We start from the raw sequence: 17,036 nt of genomic DNA on the forward strand, positions 1-17,036 counted from the left end.
TTACTATTTTCATACTCGTAACTTATAAACTCGACAGAGTTTAAGTGCTCAAGATTGTTTAAAAAAAACGAACTAACTTCTTTTTTCATTACTTCAATACTCATATCTTAAGTTCTTGTGCACATAATGTTTTAGCTAATAGGTGCTACTTTAGTAGCATCCTTATTCAGCGACTTGTTATGCGGTTGCATTACTTAACTCTTGTGCAACTGCTAGTTTGATTTGATTACTTTTACTTTGCTTTTGAGTATAAGCATGGAAATCACGATACTCAACTATAGGTGCAATTTTAGAATCGTTACGATCAAGCTCAATAGAAACAAGACGGTCACCTGATAAGTAAATTAAAAGAATGTCCTCGCCTTGATCAGGTATCCACTCAAGTATATAAGCATTATCTGGGTTTTCACCAAGTTTCAAAAGAACATTTTTAAAAGCCGAGACAGATTTTGCACCAAACTGATGTTCATGAGTACAAATCAACTCAGCACGATACTCATTTTCTGTCCTTGTTCCTCTAAGCTTCATTTTTATTTTTTTATCGCATAACAGTTTTATTCAGCGACACAGTGTCGCATAATTCTATGTCGGTAATTATCCATTAATGTTTGGTTAAATACCACGATTTATTCAAACTAAACAATAACATAGACTAAACAAACGTCATAATAAAGTTCCGTAAAAAGCGACACAATGATTCTGAATCTAGTGTCGCATTTTCACCTGAAAAACCCCCATATTCTTTAACACTGCTTCTAAATCAATGTGTTAATAGAAATAGAGTACATTTGTTAATACGACTGTCGGTTTTTAGCAAAGTGAAACAAACAAAACTCTATGAGTCACATTTATGTGAATGAAGTCTTCATTTCGTGTCTACTCTTGGATATATGCCTCTGGTTTCATTAGCGATATTGATTAGCGATACTGCGCCGTTGCTTTTGCCGTATCCCAGGATTTGCAGCCCGGGCAATTCCATTGATGATGGCTACTGGCGTAACCGCAGGAAACGCACTGAAATGCGGCTTTGCCATGCCCGGTGAGTTTTAAAACTCCCAGAATTGCATTGAAGCGTTCATCCGGTAAATCTTCAGGCGTGGATCTCAGGTCATCCGGTAATAAAGTGTGCAAGGCATTGAACTGCTGACCTTGCCTGATGTATTCCAGTACAATTTTTCGTGTGCCCGGCGTTTGTACCAGATCGTGTCGCACCAGTGACGAGACCAAGACATCCACATACTGCGGATGCGCGTCCAGGATCTTCAATAATTGCTCGTCAAACATTTGTGTATTGTTTTCTTCCTGCGCAAGCCGAAAGAACGACGGCATGATCTCGGCCACCAAATTGATGTCGTGTTCCATAATCAGCGCCATTTGCTTAACCACCTGCTCCGGCTTGCCCTCTTTCGCGGCAATACGCGTTGCGATGATCTTGGCACGTAAAAAATCCTTGGCATACTTAAGTGCGCCCTTTAAATGTAATTTGGCTTGATGCAGATCATTTTTGTGCAAAGCCAGTTCCGCCAATTCACAATAGTAATGCGCCAGCCTTTGCACATCCTGCTTGTCCTTGCTTTGTGCTTCGGCAACTTTAATTGCCTTTTCCCAGTCTTTTTGTTGCTCATCCAGACTCAAGATACGTTTTTGTGCAAGATCGTAATGATCACCCGGTTTTTCTATTTGCGCGTACAAGGCCTCTGCTCGATCAAGCAGGCCGGCGCTCAAATAATCTTCAGCCAGATTGAATAAAGCGTTTTGTTTTTCAACTTTGTTTAAATTCGGTCGGGCGATAAGGTTTTGATGCACGCGGATTGCACGGTCGATCTCGCCGCGTTTGCGATACAAACTGCCCAGGGCAAAATGGGTTTCCACCGTCTCGTGGTCCACTTCCACCATTTGCAAAAACACATCCAAGGCTTTGTCGGGTTGCTCGGTGAGCATGAAATTCAAACCACGCATGTAGTCGGCATTCAGGTTCAAAGGCGGTTGTGAATTCTTGCGCGCTTCACGCCGTGCCGCTTTCACCCCGGCTTTCCAAGAAAAATACACCGCTGCGGCCAGCACACCCAAATAGGCGATGGTTTTTAGAGTTTCAATCACGTGAGGTCTTTAGTTAATTATTGATTACTGGTCGAATACTGGATCAGTCCAGCTCTTGCATCGGGAGTTTACGCAGGTTTTCCACTTCTTTTTGCTTGGTGCGTAATTCTTTACCCAGTTTTCTGGCCTTGTTGGCGCGTTTCACCCATGGCAGGAACATCGACAAAATTCCGGTGAACATGCCAAGTGCAAAAAAGCCCAATAGAGCCTCGCCCAGTTTGAGCTCGAAGGTGGCAAACAAGAGATTGAGTTCAACCACCTCTTTATTAGTCCAGATCAAGGTTATTGCGATCCAGGCGACCAGAACAAAAAAGACGATAAAGATCAGGGTGCGTAAAAATTTCATGTTCCAGCCTTTTTATATCGATACGAATGAAGGGATCGGGTATTGATCTTGGATGTTTGGATTATAAGGCAGAATCAAGCGTATTTAGCCAAAAGCGCTTTAAAGGCTTCATCATCCAGAATCTTGACCCCCAGGGATTCTGCTTTGCTGAGTTTGGAGCCGGACTTTTCACCTGCCACCAGATAGTCGGTCTTTTTTGACACCGAGCCCGTGACCTTTGCCCCCAGCGCCTGTAACGCGGCTTTGGCCTCATCCCGCGACATGTTACTCAGGGTGCCGGTGATCACAAACACCTGGCCGTTCAATGCGTCACTGGTGACGGTGGGTGCGGCCGTTTCCCAGTGCACGCCGGCCTCGATCAAGCGCTGGACCAGATCGAGGTTTTCCGGGCGTTGGAAATACGCGTGGATGTGTCCGGCCATGATCGGACCAATGTCGGAAATATTGATCAAGGCTTCCAGAGTGGCCTGTTTGAGTGGCTCGATGTCCCCGAAATGCGCGGCCAGACTCGCGGCTGTGGCTTCTCCAACCTCACGAATACCCAGGGCGTATAAAAACCGCGCCAAGCTGGTTTTTTTACTCGCTTCCAGGCCGGCAATAAGATTATCGGCGGATTTTTGCCCCATGCGTTCCAGATCGGCAACTTCCGCGGCGCTTAAGTCGTACAGATCGGACGGATCCCGGATCAGTTCCGCATCCAGTAATTGTTCACACAATTTATCCCCGAGACCATCGATATCCATGGCCTTGCGGGAAGCAAAATGCTTCATGGCCTCTTTGCGTTGCGCGCCACAGGCGAAGCCACCGGTGCAACGCGCCACCGCTTCGGACTCATTGCGTTCAACCGCTGAATCACACACCGGACAGCGTGCCGGCAGCTGCACTTTTTTAGCCGACTTGGGTCTTTCACTCACAACGGCACTGACCACTTCGGGAATCACGTCACCGGCGCGGCGAATGATGACCGTGTCACCGATGCGAATGTCTTTGCGTTCAATCTCGTCCATGTTGTGCAAAGTGGCGTTACTGACGATCACCCCGGCCACTTCCACCGGTTTAAGGCGTGCCACCGGAGTCAGCGCGCCGGTGCGTCCGACCTGAAAATCAATGTCTTCGATCACCGTGAGTTGTTCTTGCGCCGGAAATTTGTGCGCCGTGGCCCAGCGCGGTGCGCGAGAAACAAACCCCAGCTCTTGCTGATGCGCGATGGAATTCACTTTATACACCACTCCGTCGATGTCGTAATCCAGACCGTCACGCAGTTTGCCGATATTCTGGTAATAGCGTTCACAGGCCTTAACCCCGGTAAGCACCTCGATCAGATCATTGACCGGAAATCCGAGAGTTTTGATCCACTGCAAGCGGTCATAGTGATGTGCAGGCAAATCAAAGCCATCCGAGCAGAGTCCCAGGGCATAACAATAAATATCCAGCGGGCGGGCCGCGGTGATGCGCGAATCAAGTTGACGTAAACTTCCGGCGGCAGAATTACGCGGATTGGCGTAGGTTTTTTTATCCGCCTTACGTAATTCCTCATTCATGCGGGCAAAGCCCGAACGCGGCATAAACACTTCACCTCGCACTTCCAGGATTTCAGGAAAATCACCTGAGAGTTTCAGGGGCACGCTGCGAATGGTACGAACATTTTCCGTAATGTCTTCGCCGGTGCTGCCGTCACCGCGCGTGGCCGCCTGGACTAATATGCCTTGTTCGTAACGCAAACTGACCGCCAAACCGTCGAGTTTGGGTTCGGCCACGTATTCAACACTGTCCACTTCAAGCGCTTTACACAAGCGTTTATCAAAGGCTTCGAGTTCTTTTTCGGTGAATACATTTTGCAATGACAACATGCGTTGCGCGTGTTTGACCTTGTGAAAAGCGTCCAGTGGCTGGCTACCAACCCGAACGGTTGGCGAGGAACTGGAATACAGCGCGGGATATTGTTGCTCAAGAGCCTGGAGTTCACGAAACAGTTTGTCGTATTCGCTGTCCGGGATCTCGGGATTGTCCTGTTGGTAATACAGACGATTGTGCAGACGGATCTTTTGGCGTAATTCTTTTACGCGCTGAATGATTTTCGGATTTGGTTCAGCTGCAGACTCTGGTGCGGACCCTGGAGCGGATTCAGTTTTCTTGGCGGCCATGATGGTTCAGGCGTCAGGCATCTTCCAGGCGATGCATGAAATTTACAATCTCATCACGAATCAATTGCGCGCGCTGGGTGCTGAATGTACTGCGTTCGGCGTCGAGTATTTCGCCTGACATTTGTTGCGCCACTTGACGTGCGGTTTGCACCATTTCATTAAAGGTTGTGACCGGATCATGTGGCCCGGGCAGTACCAGAAAAAAAGAAATTCCAGGGGTCGTGAAAGAATCGATCGCATCGACCTCAAAATAACCCGGCTTGATCATATTGGCGACACTGAATAGCGAAACATCCGGATTTTGCAGACTTTCGCGATGGTAAATTTTGTATTTACCGTGCTTTAAACCGAAATGCTCCAGGGTGCGGCACAGTTTATTGCCTTTGAAAGTCTCGCCCGGTTTGGCCGTGACGTGTAAAACAATAATGTGCTGGTTTTCATCGGCGGCTTCTTGTGGTGCATTGTTTTCATCGCCAAAACCTGAGCCCGACTCTCGGGCAAATTCAGAGTTGTCACTTTCAGACGTTAAGGCGGAATCCGCGCTCGCCGGTTTGATGATGCGTACCTCACTCACCCCGAAGTCTTCTTCGATCTTTACCGGATCATCGGCATACAACACGTCTTTGCCAAGCTCCTCGTCATCATAGGTCTCGAACAGATTACGTGCTTTGGAATTATTGGAAAACCGCGACCACACAATGGTGCCCAGGAACACCACCAGTGCCACACCCAATAATATCCATCGAAATTCGCTCATAGTTAATAATTTTTCATCGTAGTAATAACCTTTGCATCATACAACAGGAACTCTTTACACAACAACAAATTACGCTATGCAATTGCCCGGTTCTACAAATTCGCCATTTCTACTGCTTCATCGACATCGACAGCCACAATACGCGACACGCCAGGCTCATGCATGGTCACGCCCGACAACTGCTTGGCCATTTCCATGGTGATCTTGTTATGCGTAATGAAAATGAATTGCACCCGGTCAGACATCGAACGCACGATATCGCAATAACGCCCAACATTGGCGTCATCCAGCGGGGCGTCGACCTCGTCGAGCATACAAAATGGTGCAGGATTGAGATCAAAGATCGAGAACACCAAGGCAACCGCGGTCAGGGCTTTTTCACCCCCGGATAATAAATGGATAGTGCTATTGCGTTTACCCGGCGGGCGCGCCATAACTGTTACCCCGGTGTCCAGAAGATCGTCACCGGTTAATTCCAAATACGCATGACCGCCACCGAACAAGCGCGGGAACTTTTCTTTAAAGCCCTGATTGACCTTATCGAAGGTTTCTTTAAAACGCGTACGGGTTTCTTTATCAATTTTCTTGATGGCGTTCTCGAGAATATCCAGTGCTTCCGTCAGATCATCGTTTTGCTGATCAAGATAGATCTTGCGTTCCGACTGCTCTTTGAATTCTTCGATCGCGGCAAGATTTATAGCACCCAGACGTTGAATGCGCCGCTCGAGCAACGCCAGGCGTTCTTGCCAAGCTTCGATGGTGGCTTCTTCATCGAGTTGTTCGGCCAGTTCGGCAAACGCAAAACCGGTTTGTTGCAACTGTTCGTTCACGGTGTCGCGACGCACCCTAATCTCTTGTAAAGCCAGGGTCACTTTTTGTAATTCTTCCCGCGCAACTTGTACTTCGCCTTCAGCCTTGAGACGATCTTGTTCTTGTTGCTTTAATTTGGTTTCGATCTCTTCGAGTGCATTGCGTGCCGCCTTGACCTCATTCTCAATCTCAACACTTTGTTTTAAGAGGTCGGCTAGTTCCTGCTCTTGTGCTTTTTGCGGCTCCACCCCGACGCGTAACTGACGTTGCAAGCCCGAACTTTGTTCTTCGAGTTGCGCGATCTGGTTTTGCATGCGCTCCAGATTTTGTGTCAGTGATTCATGCGCCGCCTTGCGGGCTTCAAAGCGAACCGCGAGTGCCTGATACTGCTCCTGATCGGCATGCGCCTTGCTGCGTGCGGCTTGTAAGGTACTGCGCACCGCTTCGCGGGTGCCGTCCAGTTCTTGTTGTTTGTCGGCAAATCCGGCCAAGGTATTCAGCGCTGCGTCCAGACGGGTACGCGCTTCACGGGTTTGTACTTCACCGTCACTGATGCGCTGTTCCAGTGTGGCCAGATCCGAGTCCATATTGGTGATACGCGCACTCAGTTCACTGCGCTGTTCTTGCTGACTTTCAAGGCGTGCGCGTAGATCGGCGAACTGTCGGTTTGCCCGGTTGGCTTCGCTTTGCTGTTCATCGCGCTCTTGTTCTTGATGTTTGATCTGGCTACGCAATTGTTGCTGTTGCTCGGCCTGTGCACTGATCTGTGCGTCCAGTTCGGCAAGCGTGCTTTCCAGTTCGCGGGTTTCCTGTTCACGCGCCAAGACCCCTGCGCGGGTATCTTCATCACGACTCACGCGTACCCAGTCGGGACCCAACCAAACGCCATCAGCGGTGATGACCGACTCGTGACTCTTGAGGGTGTTTTGTTGCTGAAGTGCAGCACTCAATGAAGGTGCGGTGTATACCGACTGCAAGACACTAAGCTGACTGAACTCGCCCTGCACTTGCTGAGCCAAAGAGTTTTGTGTACTGGAATTCTGTTGCTTGTCTACCAGAATGCCATGACCGCTTTGCAGTTGCGCCAGGTCATCCACAAAATGGCGAATGCTATCCACGCATACCGCTTCCAGGGCAGGACCCAAAACAGTCTCAAGCGCTTTTTCCCAGCCTGCATTAACCTGCAGTGACTCACCCAGACGCGGCGCGGCGTCCAGACCTTCTTTTTTCAGCCAGGCATTCAAATGATCGGATTTTTTACCCAGTGCGGCTTCTTGCAGGGCCTTAAGCGAGGCCAGGCGACCACTGGCTTTTTGTTGCTCACGGCGCATCCCGTCCAGGCTTTTACCCAGTTCGCGTTCTTGTTCACGCAGGCTGGTGATGTTTTGGGTGGTTTCATCCAGACGCGCTTGCAGTTGACTGACCATGCTTTCCTGACTGCTTTGACCTGCCATCAACTCAGTCAGTTTTTGTTCGAATGATCCCAGCGAAAACGTGCCGCGTTCGGTACGCAATTTGTCGCGACGATTCAATTCCGCCGACATCTGGCTTTCCAAATGCTCAATACGGGTTCGTTCAACGTGGGTGCTTTTTTGTGCTTCACTGGATGCCGCATTCAGCTCTTCCCACTCACGCATCCAGGTTTGCATGTTCTCTTCGGCTTGTTCCAGTTCGCTACGCGAAGCCTGTAATTTGGCTTCGGTTTCGGCTTGCTGGGGTTCGAGCTCGCGAATCTCTTCGGCAAAAATAGCGATCTGTTCCTGGTCACGTTTGATGTGACTTTGAATCTCTTTGACCGCATTTTCAGTTTGCCCGAGCTGCTCTTGTTGTCGCTGTCGCAGTTCTTTGGCGTGCTGAATGCCTTGCTCCAGCCGCGATATGTCGGAACCGGTTTTGTAAAAACGCCCCTGAGCCTCATTGAAGGTGTCATTGGCTGCAGTTTGTTCCTGACGACTTTTTTCAATACTTGCTTCAATTTCACGTTGTGCGGCGAGCACTTTCTGCACGGCTGTTTCATGTTCGTTTAGAAATTTTTCTTGTTCTTCTGACTGCCCTTGCATATCACGCAATCGCAATGCAAGAAGTTCGGCTTTGGCCTGACGTTCCTCTTGTTTGAAGAGCTTGTATTTTTCCGCCGCTTTGGCCTGACGATCAAGATGCAATAACTGTTTTTCGATCTCTTCGCGCAGGTCGTTCAAGCGATCGAGATTTTCGCGCGTGTGCTTGATGCGATTAGAAGTCTCGCGGCGACGTTCTTTGTATTTGGAGATACCGGCCGCCTCTTCCAGAAAGACCCGCAGATCCTCGGGCTTGGCCTCGATCAATTTCGACACCATGCCTTGTTCGATGATCGAGTAACTACGTGGACCCAGGCCGGTGCCCAGGAAAATACCGGTAATGTCTTTTCGCCGGCACTTGGTACCGTTTAGAAAATAGTCAGAAGTGCCGTCTTTGGTGACCTTGCGCATCACCGAGATCTCGGTGTATGCCGCGTATTGACCCCCAATGGTGCCGTCAGCGTTATCAAAGATCAATTCGATGCTCGCGGTGGAGGCCGGTTTGCGCGAACTCGAGCCATTAAAAATGACATCGGCCATCGAATCACCACGCAGTGTTTTGGCGGAAGATTCGCCCATCACCCAGCGCACCGCATCTATAATATTGGATTTGCCGCAGCCATTTGGTCCTACCACCCCGACGAGGTTGGAGGGAAAATCGATGGTTATCGGGTCAACAAAGGATTTGAATCCTGCGAGTTTGATCTTGCTTAAACGCATTAAGTATCCGTTCTTTTCTTGATTATAAGGCCGTGAAACGACAAAAGTGACGCCTGGCTATGTCACATTCAGGGGCGATAGTGTAAAGTGTGCTCCCGCAAAAGACCACCAAAAAAACGGTGAAATTCCGGGTCATTTGCAGAGATTTTTTTTATTGCCGATTTAATGAGCGAAAGCATGAGTAACACACCCGAAAACGCACAAATTGAAGCCAGTCGCAATCGCACCAAAGCGGCTAGTGAAATGCTGGCATTTGAAAATCCGCACCCACAACGGGATTACACCATACGGATCGAAACGCACGAATTCACCTGTATCTGCCCGGTTACCGGACATCCAGATTTTGCCAGCCTCAAACTTGAGTACATTCCAGACCAGAAATGCGTGGAATTGAAGTCCTACAAACTGTATTTGTGGTCATATCGTGAGCAAGGCGCTTACCATGAGGCCGTTACCAATCAGATACTCAACGACCTGGTGAGCCTGTTAGACCCGCGATTCATGCGTCTGAGTGCGAAGTTTAATGTGCGCGGCGGGGTTTACACCGATGTTATCGCTGAACACCGGCAAAAAGGCTGGGTAACTAATCCGGCAGTAAAACTTCCATAATGCGTCAAATCTTGTCATGATAGGATTTTCAGGTATGATTCTGACGCTGCATAAATAAGCAAAAATATATTGCTAACAATTTAGACACATTGGCTGGGTAGTAAACTCACGCAAAAAACCGTTAAGCACGGTTGAGAGGTATATGACTATGGCAACTCGTAAGAAAACCAAAAAGAAAAACACCAAGAAAAAAGTCAGCAGAAAAAGCACTGCACGCAAGACTACGGCTAAACGTAAGTCTACGAAAAAGAAAGCGGCCAAAAAGAAAGTTGCCAGAAAAACCACTAAGAAAAAAGTAGCGCGCAAGTCTACGAAAAAGAAAGCGAGCAAAAAGAAAGCGTCCAAGAAAAAAGTTGCCAAGAAGAAAGTTACGAAACGCAAAACCAGCAAGAAAAAAGTAGCACGTAAGTCATCTAAAAAGAAAGCGACCAAGAAAAAAACCGCTAAAAAGAAAGTTGCCAAGAAAAAAACTGCTAAAAGAAAAACCAGCGCTAAAAAGAAAGTGACTAAAAAAGCCACCTCAAAGAAATCAGCGTCAAAGAAAACAACTGGCAAAAAAACCACTGCTAAAAAAGCAGCCAATAAATACACAGCACCAACCAAGGTGGCTGTCGCGCGTGTGCGTGCGGTGAAACCTGAAAAAAGAAAAAAGAACGCCGATGCTTTAAAGCCGAGTTCCTTTGGCCCTATACACGGCGTGGACCCCTATAAGCCCAAACGTGGTGAAGCGTATATGAGCAGTGACATGCAAAATCATTTTCGTGATGTCTTGCATGCCTGGAAACGTGATCTGATGGAAGAAGTGGATCGCACAATGGATCACATGCAAGACGATGCTGCGAACTTTCCTGATCCAAGCGACCGCGCCACTCAAGAGTCGGAATTCAGCCTTGAATTACGCACCCGTGACCGTGAGCGCAAACTGCTTAAAAAGATCAATGGCTCCTTGGAAGACTTGTCACTCGGTGACTACGGCTACTGCGAAGCCTGTGGTATCGAGATCGGCTTACGTCGTCTGGAAGCCCGCCCTACTGCTGGTTTGTGCATCGATTGTAAAACCCTGGATGAGATCCGGGAAAAACAACGGGGCAAATAGTCACGATTGATTCAATCACGACTGAATCCAGTATTGTGATGACAACATCCAAGGGGCAGATCTATCGCGGTAGGTTTGCCCCTTCGCCGTCTGGGCCCTTGCACTTTGGTTCACTGCTTGCAGCTCTGGGTAGTTTTTTGCAGGCTCGCGTCCAACAAGGAAAATGGCTGGTGCGTATTGAAGATCTGGATCCGCCTCGTGAGATTCCGGGAGCGGATAAATTAATTCTGAACAGTCTTGAGACGCATGGTTTGCACTGGGACGAGGCGCTGATGTATCAAAGCCAGCGCAGTGAGGCTTATGAACATACCCTGCAAGAATTGCACAAACAAGGCTTGCTGTTTTACTGTGACTGCAGCAACAAACAAATACGCGCCCGACAAAATTCAGAAAAACTTGAGCGCAGCCTGTTAGCCAGTGGTGTTTATCCTGGCACGTGCAGAAGCCAAACAGAACACCGGGAAAACTGCGGAATTCGTTTGCGGGTCAGCGACCAGATCTTGATGTTTAAGGATCGGGTTTACGGCTTAGAGGCACAAGACCTGAAAAACGAGGTAGGTGATTTTGTTTTGAAACGACGCGATGGCTTATACGCATATCAGCTCGCCGTAGTGGTTGACGACATCGCCCAAAACATTACAGAAATTGTGCGCGGGGTTGATCTGCTGGATTCAACGCCACGCCAATTGTATTTGTATCAATGCCTGGGTGCTTCCCCACCTGACTACCTGCATCTGCCGCTAGCCTTGAGTCCGGACAAAAAGAAACTCAGCAAACAAACCGGCGCCAAAGCACTGGACGACAAAAATGCGGCCAGAAACCTGACTGACGCCCTGGTCGTTCTTGGTCAAGCTCCGCCGAAGCATTTGCACCAAGAGAGCGTTAAAAGCATTTTGGATTGGGCAATTTCTCATTGGAACGTTTCGAGTATTCCATCACAAAGTACTGTTATTTAATATATTTTCAATTCGTTTGATTCGGACCACTAAATAAATCGCACTTGTATTTAGATAGTTATACCGCGTAGAATGTGCGAACGCATCACAATTGTAATAAATCGCAAAATAACTAAAAAACTGGACAGTGCTGATGAGTGAAACCAGAGTAATCAAAAAGTATCCAAACCGACGCTTATACGATACCGAAGAAAGTCGCTACATAACCTTGAGCGATATTCGCAAACTCGTGAATGATCAGGTTGAATTTGCCGTGATCGAGAAAAAGACGGGTAATGACATCACTTGCCAGATCCTTCTGCAAGTCATCACCGAACAAGAAACGCACGGCAACACGGTACTGAATCGCAACTTCCTGTCACAGATCATCAACTCTTATGGCAGTAATGTACAAGGCATGGTGGGTGGGTATCTGGAACAAAGCATGAACATGTTCATGCAACAACGCAAACAAATGCGTGAACGCATCAAGAACGTACTCGACATGGACCCAACCGGAATTGCCTCTAAAAACTATACCCGCTGGTTGGCTTTACAGGATGAAGTAATCAGCAAGTTCAGCAAAGACAAACCTGTAAAAGAAAAACAGGAAGAAGAGTGAAGCAATAACACTTATTGAAAAGATATATTAAAAAGGCAGGTCGTCAAACCTGCCTTTTTTATTTTCAGGCTTCAACTGACACTTTGCGTGACTTTTTCATCAATAACTTTTTCTGATACCGTGACTGCACGATATCCGACAAGACCATCACCACGATCACAAAGTAGAATGTGGTTTTATTCATTACCGTGATCGGTTTATCAAAGAACTCCAGATGCGCGATGTGTCCGCCCTCACTTAACAACATAATTCCAACCACTAAAAGTATGAACAGGCCAAGAACTTCATACATGCGGTTTTTCTCCAGGAAGGAAGTAACACCATCGGCGAGTACGATCATCAAGCCACCACCGATCAGGATAGCGGTTGCCATGACCACAACGTTATCTCCGGCAAGTGCAATGGCCGACAAAATAGAATCAAAGGAAAACACCACGTTCATGACCACGATCAACATGATGACATTTGCCACGGACTTGGACGAACTGTCATGCACAGCGTCCTGTTCCAGATTCATCATGTGCCAGATCTCTTTGATCGCGGTGTAGATAATAAAAACACCACCAAACAGCACAATAATACTGTGTAAATTAAAAGTGCCTTCAACCACACCATCCCAATTGATCTCGGCGACGGGCTTTTGCACCAGAGCAATGAGCTTCACCAGGATGATCAATAAAATGATCCGAAAAATCACCGCCAGCGCAATACCCATCTTACGCACATAAGACTGCCGCTCGGCCGGGGCACGACGAGACTCCAGCGAGATATACAATAAGTTGTCAAAACCTAGTACGGCTTGCAACATGACCAACATACAAAGGTCGACTAAGTTTCCGAGCGTGAATAAATTTTCCATGGGCTTTTGGGGGTCTGGTGGTAAAAATTAGTGGCTATGATAGTTGCTTAAGCGCCTAGCGTCCACGCTTAAACTGTAGAGTTATGTCAGCAATGCGTTTGCCGTAAGCTTCGGCAGTCGCAATATCGCCATTACCGGGCGAATGCGGCGGATTGACCTGGAAACTGCTGGCCATTGGACCAATTGAGGCGCCAACCCGATTGTGGTTATCGCTGGACGGCCCCTGCAGGTTCTCCATGCTATCCGGATCATCGGCAGATGGCAGCATGGCCAGACCCACGTAGATCATGCCATGCTGCATGGCGTTAATGAATAATGAGGTCAGGGTATTCAATTTATCACCGGCGAATGAACCCGAATTGGTAAATGCGCCGGCAATCTTGTTTTTCCAGGCCATGCTGAACCATTTACTCGCCGCAATCTCCTGAAATTTCTTCATGTCGGCTGACACATTGCCCATATAGGTCGGGCAACCAAAAATAATGGCATCGGCCGATTCCAGCAGATCGATATCTTCGCCCGCTTCGGCCACAGTAAAGATCTCAACACTAACTTGTTCGGATTGTGCACCACGTGCCACGGCTTCGGCTTGCATTTTGGTATGCCCCAACCCGCTGTGATACACCACGGCTACTTTAATCATGTATAAACCTTATTAATTCTATTGCGAATTTATGCTACGAGCGAAGTCACTCAATCCATAGCCATTCGACCAGTGGAATATTCTTAGCCTTGGCAAAGCTCGCGGTGATCAGGATCTCTTCATCGGCGTCGTGAAAATGTCCGCGCCACAAAAATTGCACTAATTCAACGCGCTGCAGAGAACCCAGATACTCCAGTGTTTCCAGAGGGCCAAAACGGGGATTCATATCATTACAGGTTTCAGTGAACACCTCTTCGTCGATCTGATCAATGAATTCATCGGTACACAAGGTGGAAAATTTTTCGTAATCGCAGCGAGTATGGGCATCGATAACCTGCAAGATCACCGCATGCACCTTGGCGATTGCCGTTTCTTCGTTGTCTCCCAAAAACCCGAATAAACTGGCGTTGGCTTTTTCAATGGCTGACATATGCATATCCTGATCGGTAATACTGCAATTGTACTTGAATAGTCTTACGGCAACAAAAAACCCTGCACCAGGCAGGGCTTTGGATTGACATGACAGATTTTATATTTCCTGACATGTACAGCTCAGGCAACTTAACACTGCCAAGCCAGTTATTAATCGGTACGGCTCGTGATCTCTAACAAGTGATAACCAAATTGGGTTTTCACCGGACCATGCACCATACCCAGATCACCTGCAAATACGACCTTGTCGAATTCCGGAACCATCATACCTGGACCAAACTCGCCCAGATCCCCACCGCGCTGTCCTGACGGACAACTGGAATGCAGCATGGCGACTTCAGCAAAATCTTTTCCGCCTTCGATCTCGGTTTTCAGTTGATTGCATTGGTCTTCGGTTTCAACCAGGATGTGGCGGGCTGTTGCTTTAGTCATAATAAGTACCTGTTTTGAATTAAATTAAATTGCAGATGCATGGTTCGCATCCAGTCATTTGGGTTTTGAATTTATTTGTAAGGATTTAAGAAAGAATTCGCAGAATCGTTAATCCGTATGATCTGGGCCTTTAGTCTTTAATTGGATAGATCTTGCCAGCATTCACCATTTCTCTCAGGTCTTTGCCGGGCTTGAAATGCGGCACATTTTTACCGGATAAAGAAACCGCATCACCGGTTTTCGGATTACGGCCCAGGCGCGGGGCCCGATAATGCAAGGAAAAACTGCCAAAGCCTCGGATCTCAATGCGTTCGCCATTGGATAAGGAATTACTCATCATTTCTATGGTGTGTTTCACCGCCAGTTCAACATCCTTAACCGGTAGATGTTTTTGTTTTTTGGCCAGGCGTTCGATCAATTCAGCTTTAGTCATTTTGTGACTTCCCGTTTTTCAATTTTCTTTTATGGCTCAAGGACTTAAAAGCATGAGCAATTTATAATCAGAAATCATTATTATACATTTTGCATTGTTTTTCAATAACTTAGCGATATTTTTTAGTTTACGCTCAAAAGACAGTGTTGATTCGTGGCCCAAAAACGAAAAAACCGACGCCTAAACGTCGGTTTATTTCACATTACAAAGTATCTGTAACTTATTGTTTTACATATACTTAATCAGACGATGTCATCAAGTCTTTGAGCTGATCGCCCAAGCTGGTTCCAGCTGTGGACGCCGACTGATAATCACGCATGGCTTCTTGCTCTTCGTGACGATCTTTGGCTTTGACCGACAAGGAAACCACGCGGGTTTTGCGATCCAGACCAACAAACTTGGCCTCAACCTCGTCGCCTTCTTTGAGCACAGAGCGCGCATCTTCAACCCGGTCGATCGACAAGTCGGAAGCCTTCAATTGACCAACAATGCCATCACCCAGGTCAACCAGAGCCGCTTTCGCGTCTACTTCAGTAATCACACCTTTGACGATTGATCCTTTCGGATTGGCCGCCAGGTAGGTTGAGAACGGGTCATTGCTCAGTTGCTTAACGCCTAATGAAATACGCTCACGATCCGGATCAATACTCAGGATAACCGCTTCAACATGGTCGCCCTTGTTGTAATTGCGCACCGCTTCTTCATCCGGGATGTCCCAGGAAATGTCAGACATGTGCACCAGACCGTCAATATTGCCCGGCAGACCAACGAATAAACCAAACTCCGTAATGGATTTGATGTTGCCTTCGATCTTGTCGCCTTTGGCGTATTGCGCAGAGAACTCGTCCCATGGATTGGCTACACACTGTTTCATGCCCAAAGAGATACGGCGGCGATCTTCGTCGATCTCCAGAACCATAACTTCTTTTTCATCACCCAGTTGTACTACTTTAGCCGGGTTAACATTTTTGTTGGTCCAGTCCATTTCAGAAACGTGAACCAGGCCTTCAACACCGTCTTCGATCTCGACAAAACAACCGTAATCGGTAATGTTGGAAACCTTGCCAAATACGCGGGTGTTTGGCGGGTAACGACGGGTAATATTTGTCCATGGATCATCACCAAGCTGTTTCATACCAAGTGATACGCGATTACGCTCGCGGTCAAACTTGAGCACAACCACTTCGATCTCGTCACCTACGGCAACGATCTCTGACGGATGACGTACACGCTTCCAGGCCATATCGGTAATGTGCAGCAGACCATCGATACCACCGAGGTCAACGAATGAACCGTAGTCGGTAAGGTTTTTAACCACACCTTTAAGACGCGAACCTTCTTCCAGGTTCTTGAGGAGCTCGTCACGTTCGGCCGAGTTCTCGATCTCGAGAACAGCACGACGCGAGACCACAACATTGTTGCGACGCTCATCCAGTTTAATTACTTTAAATTCGTGCTCCTTGCCTTCCAGATAGGATGGATCACGGATAGGACGTACATCAACCAGGGAACCTGGCAAGAAGGCACGCACATGGTCGATATCGACTGTGAAGCCACCTTTAACCCGGCTGGTGATGACACCCTTGATGTTCTCACTGGTTTCAAACGCATGCTCAAGCACTTTCCAGGTGCGGGCACGTTTGGCTTTTTCACGCGACAAACGCGTTTCACCAAAACCATCTTCCAGAGAGTCGAGTGCTACTTCAACGTCGTCACCAACGTTAACCTCGAGCTCGCCAGCGGCGTTTTTAAATTGTGCGATAGGAATTACCGCTTCAGATTTTAGTCCGGCATGGACAATTACAAAATCGTCCTGGATATCTACAACATTACCGATGATGATCTCGCCGTTATTAAACGATTGGTTGGCAATGCTTTGTTCAAATAGTTCTGCAAATGATTCAGTCATAAAATAAGGAGCCGATTGACTCCGCCTCAAATAAATTTTTAAACGAAAGAGTTGTCCTTTTTCTTCCGGGTTAAACAAAAAAAGTTTGCTTTATCCAAAGCAAACAGGTTGAAAACTTACTTCATCGAAATA

16 protein-coding genes are annotated in these 17,036 nt (G+C 47.6%); 4 read left to right on the forward strand and 12 right to left on the reverse strand.

Annotation, left to right across the window (positions count from 1 at the left end; genetic code table 11):
- Positions 1 to 177: 177 nt before the first annotated feature.
- The 6 genes from HKN88_08240 to smc all read right to left on the reverse strand — a co-directional run bounded on the left by HKN88_08240 (position 178) and on the right by smc (position 8,934).
- The gene (locus HKN88_08240) at positions 178 to 528 is read right to left on the reverse strand and encodes a hypothetical protein (GenBank protein ID NNC98049.1); all 351 of its coding nucleotides are present in this window, start codon (positions 526 to 528) and stop codon (positions 178 to 180) included.
- Positions 529 to 918: 390 nt separating this feature from the next.
- A complete protein-coding gene (locus HKN88_08245; protein ID NNC98050.1) occupies positions 919 to 2,100 on the reverse strand; it encodes a hypothetical protein in 1,182 nt (393 codons plus the stop codon).
- A 43-nt stretch (positions 2,101 to 2,143) separates the two neighbouring features.
- Entirely contained in the window at positions 2,144 to 2,446 is a 303-nt protein-coding gene (locus tag HKN88_08250; protein NNC98051.1) for a LapA family protein, read from the reverse strand.
- A gap of 74 nt (positions 2,447 to 2,520) precedes the next feature.
- The gene (ligA, locus tag HKN88_08255; GenBank protein NNC98052.1) at positions 2,521 to 4,590 is read right to left on the reverse strand and encodes an NAD-dependent DNA ligase LigA; all 2,070 of its coding nucleotides are present in this window, start codon (positions 4,588 to 4,590) and stop codon (positions 2,521 to 2,523) included.
- A 13-nt stretch (positions 4,591 to 4,603) separates the two neighbouring features.
- On the reverse strand, positions 4,604 to 5,347 hold the full coding sequence (gene zipA, locus HKN88_08260) for a cell division protein ZipA (protein ID NNC98053.1): 744 nt from the start codon (positions 5,345 to 5,347) through the stop codon (positions 4,604 to 4,606).
- Positions 5,348 to 5,439: 92 nt separating this feature from the next.
- On the reverse strand, positions 5,440 to 8,934 hold the full coding sequence (smc, locus tag HKN88_08265) for a chromosome segregation protein SMC (GenBank protein NNC98054.1): 3,495 nt from the start codon (positions 8,932 to 8,934) through the stop codon (positions 5,440 to 5,442).
- A gap of 177 nt (positions 8,935 to 9,111) precedes the next feature.
- Here smc and queF point away from each other — a divergent pair, with 177 nt between their 5' ends.
- The 4 genes from queF to phaR all read left to right on the forward strand — a co-directional run bounded on the left by queF (position 9,112) and on the right by phaR (position 12,196).
- Complete coding sequence (queF, locus tag HKN88_08270) at positions 9,112 to 9,543, forward strand: NADPH-dependent 7-cyano-7-deazaguanine reductase QueF (GenBank protein ID NNC98055.1); 432 nt, start codon at positions 9,112 to 9,114, stop codon at positions 9,541 to 9,543.
- A gap of 148 nt (positions 9,544 to 9,691) precedes the next feature.
- Positions 9,692 to 10,639, forward strand: a complete 948-nt coding sequence (dksA, locus tag HKN88_08275) for an RNA polymerase-binding protein DksA (protein ID NNC98056.1) — start codon at positions 9,692 to 9,694, stop codon at positions 10,637 to 10,639.
- Positions 10,640 to 10,677: 38 nt separating this feature from the next.
- Entirely contained in the window at positions 10,678 to 11,595 is a 918-nt protein-coding gene (gene gluQRS / locus HKN88_08280; GenBank protein ID NNC98057.1) for a tRNA glutamyl-Q(34) synthetase GluQRS, read from the forward strand.
- 133 nt (positions 11,596 to 11,728) lie between these two features.
- On the forward strand, positions 11,729 to 12,196 hold the full coding sequence (phaR, locus tag HKN88_08285) for a polyhydroxyalkanoate synthesis repressor PhaR (protein ID NNC98058.1): 468 nt from the start codon (positions 11,729 to 11,731) through the stop codon (positions 12,194 to 12,196).
- A gap of 64 nt (positions 12,197 to 12,260) precedes the next feature.
- Here the strand turns inward: phaR and HKN88_08290 are convergent, their stop codons facing one another.
- From HKN88_08290 to rpsA, 6 genes are all read right to left on the reverse strand, one after another.
- The gene (locus HKN88_08290) at positions 12,261 to 13,055 is read right to left on the reverse strand and encodes a tellurium resistance protein TerC (protein ID NNC98059.1); all 795 of its coding nucleotides are present in this window, start codon (positions 13,053 to 13,055) and stop codon (positions 12,261 to 12,263) included.
- A gap of 55 nt (positions 13,056 to 13,110) precedes the next feature.
- Positions 13,111 to 13,698: a flavodoxin family protein gene (locus HKN88_08295; GenBank protein ID NNC98060.1), complete on the reverse strand. Its 588-nt coding sequence runs from the start codon at positions 13,696 to 13,698 to the stop codon at positions 13,111 to 13,113.
- 46 nt (positions 13,699 to 13,744) lie between these two features.
- Positions 13,745 to 14,128 carry a hypothetical protein gene (locus tag HKN88_08300; protein NNC98061.1) on the reverse strand — a complete coding sequence of 128 codons (384 nt, stop codon included), beginning with the start codon at positions 14,126 to 14,128 and terminating at the stop codon, positions 13,745 to 13,747.
- A gap of 152 nt (positions 14,129 to 14,280) precedes the next feature.
- Positions 14,281 to 14,562 (reverse strand): peptidylprolyl isomerase, encoded by a 282-nt coding sequence (locus HKN88_08305; protein ID NNC98062.1) that lies wholly within the window; start codon positions 14,560 to 14,562, stop codon positions 14,281 to 14,283.
- A gap of 130 nt (positions 14,563 to 14,692) precedes the next feature.
- Positions 14,693 to 14,995 carry an integration host factor subunit beta gene (locus HKN88_08310; protein ID NNC98063.1) on the reverse strand — a complete coding sequence of 101 codons (303 nt, stop codon included), beginning with the start codon at positions 14,993 to 14,995 and terminating at the stop codon, positions 14,693 to 14,695.
- Between the two features lie 238 nt (positions 14,996 to 15,233).
- Positions 15,234 to 16,904, reverse strand: coding sequence for a 30S ribosomal protein S1 (rpsA, locus tag HKN88_08315; protein NNC98064.1), 1,671 nt, complete (start codon positions 16,902 to 16,904; stop codon positions 15,234 to 15,236).
- Positions 16,905 to 17,036 lie beyond the last annotated feature (132 nt).

Source organism: Gammaproteobacteria bacterium (genome assembly GCA_013001575.1).
Lineage (GTDB): Bacteria > Pseudomonadota > Gammaproteobacteria > Steroidobacterales > JABDMI01 > JABDMI01.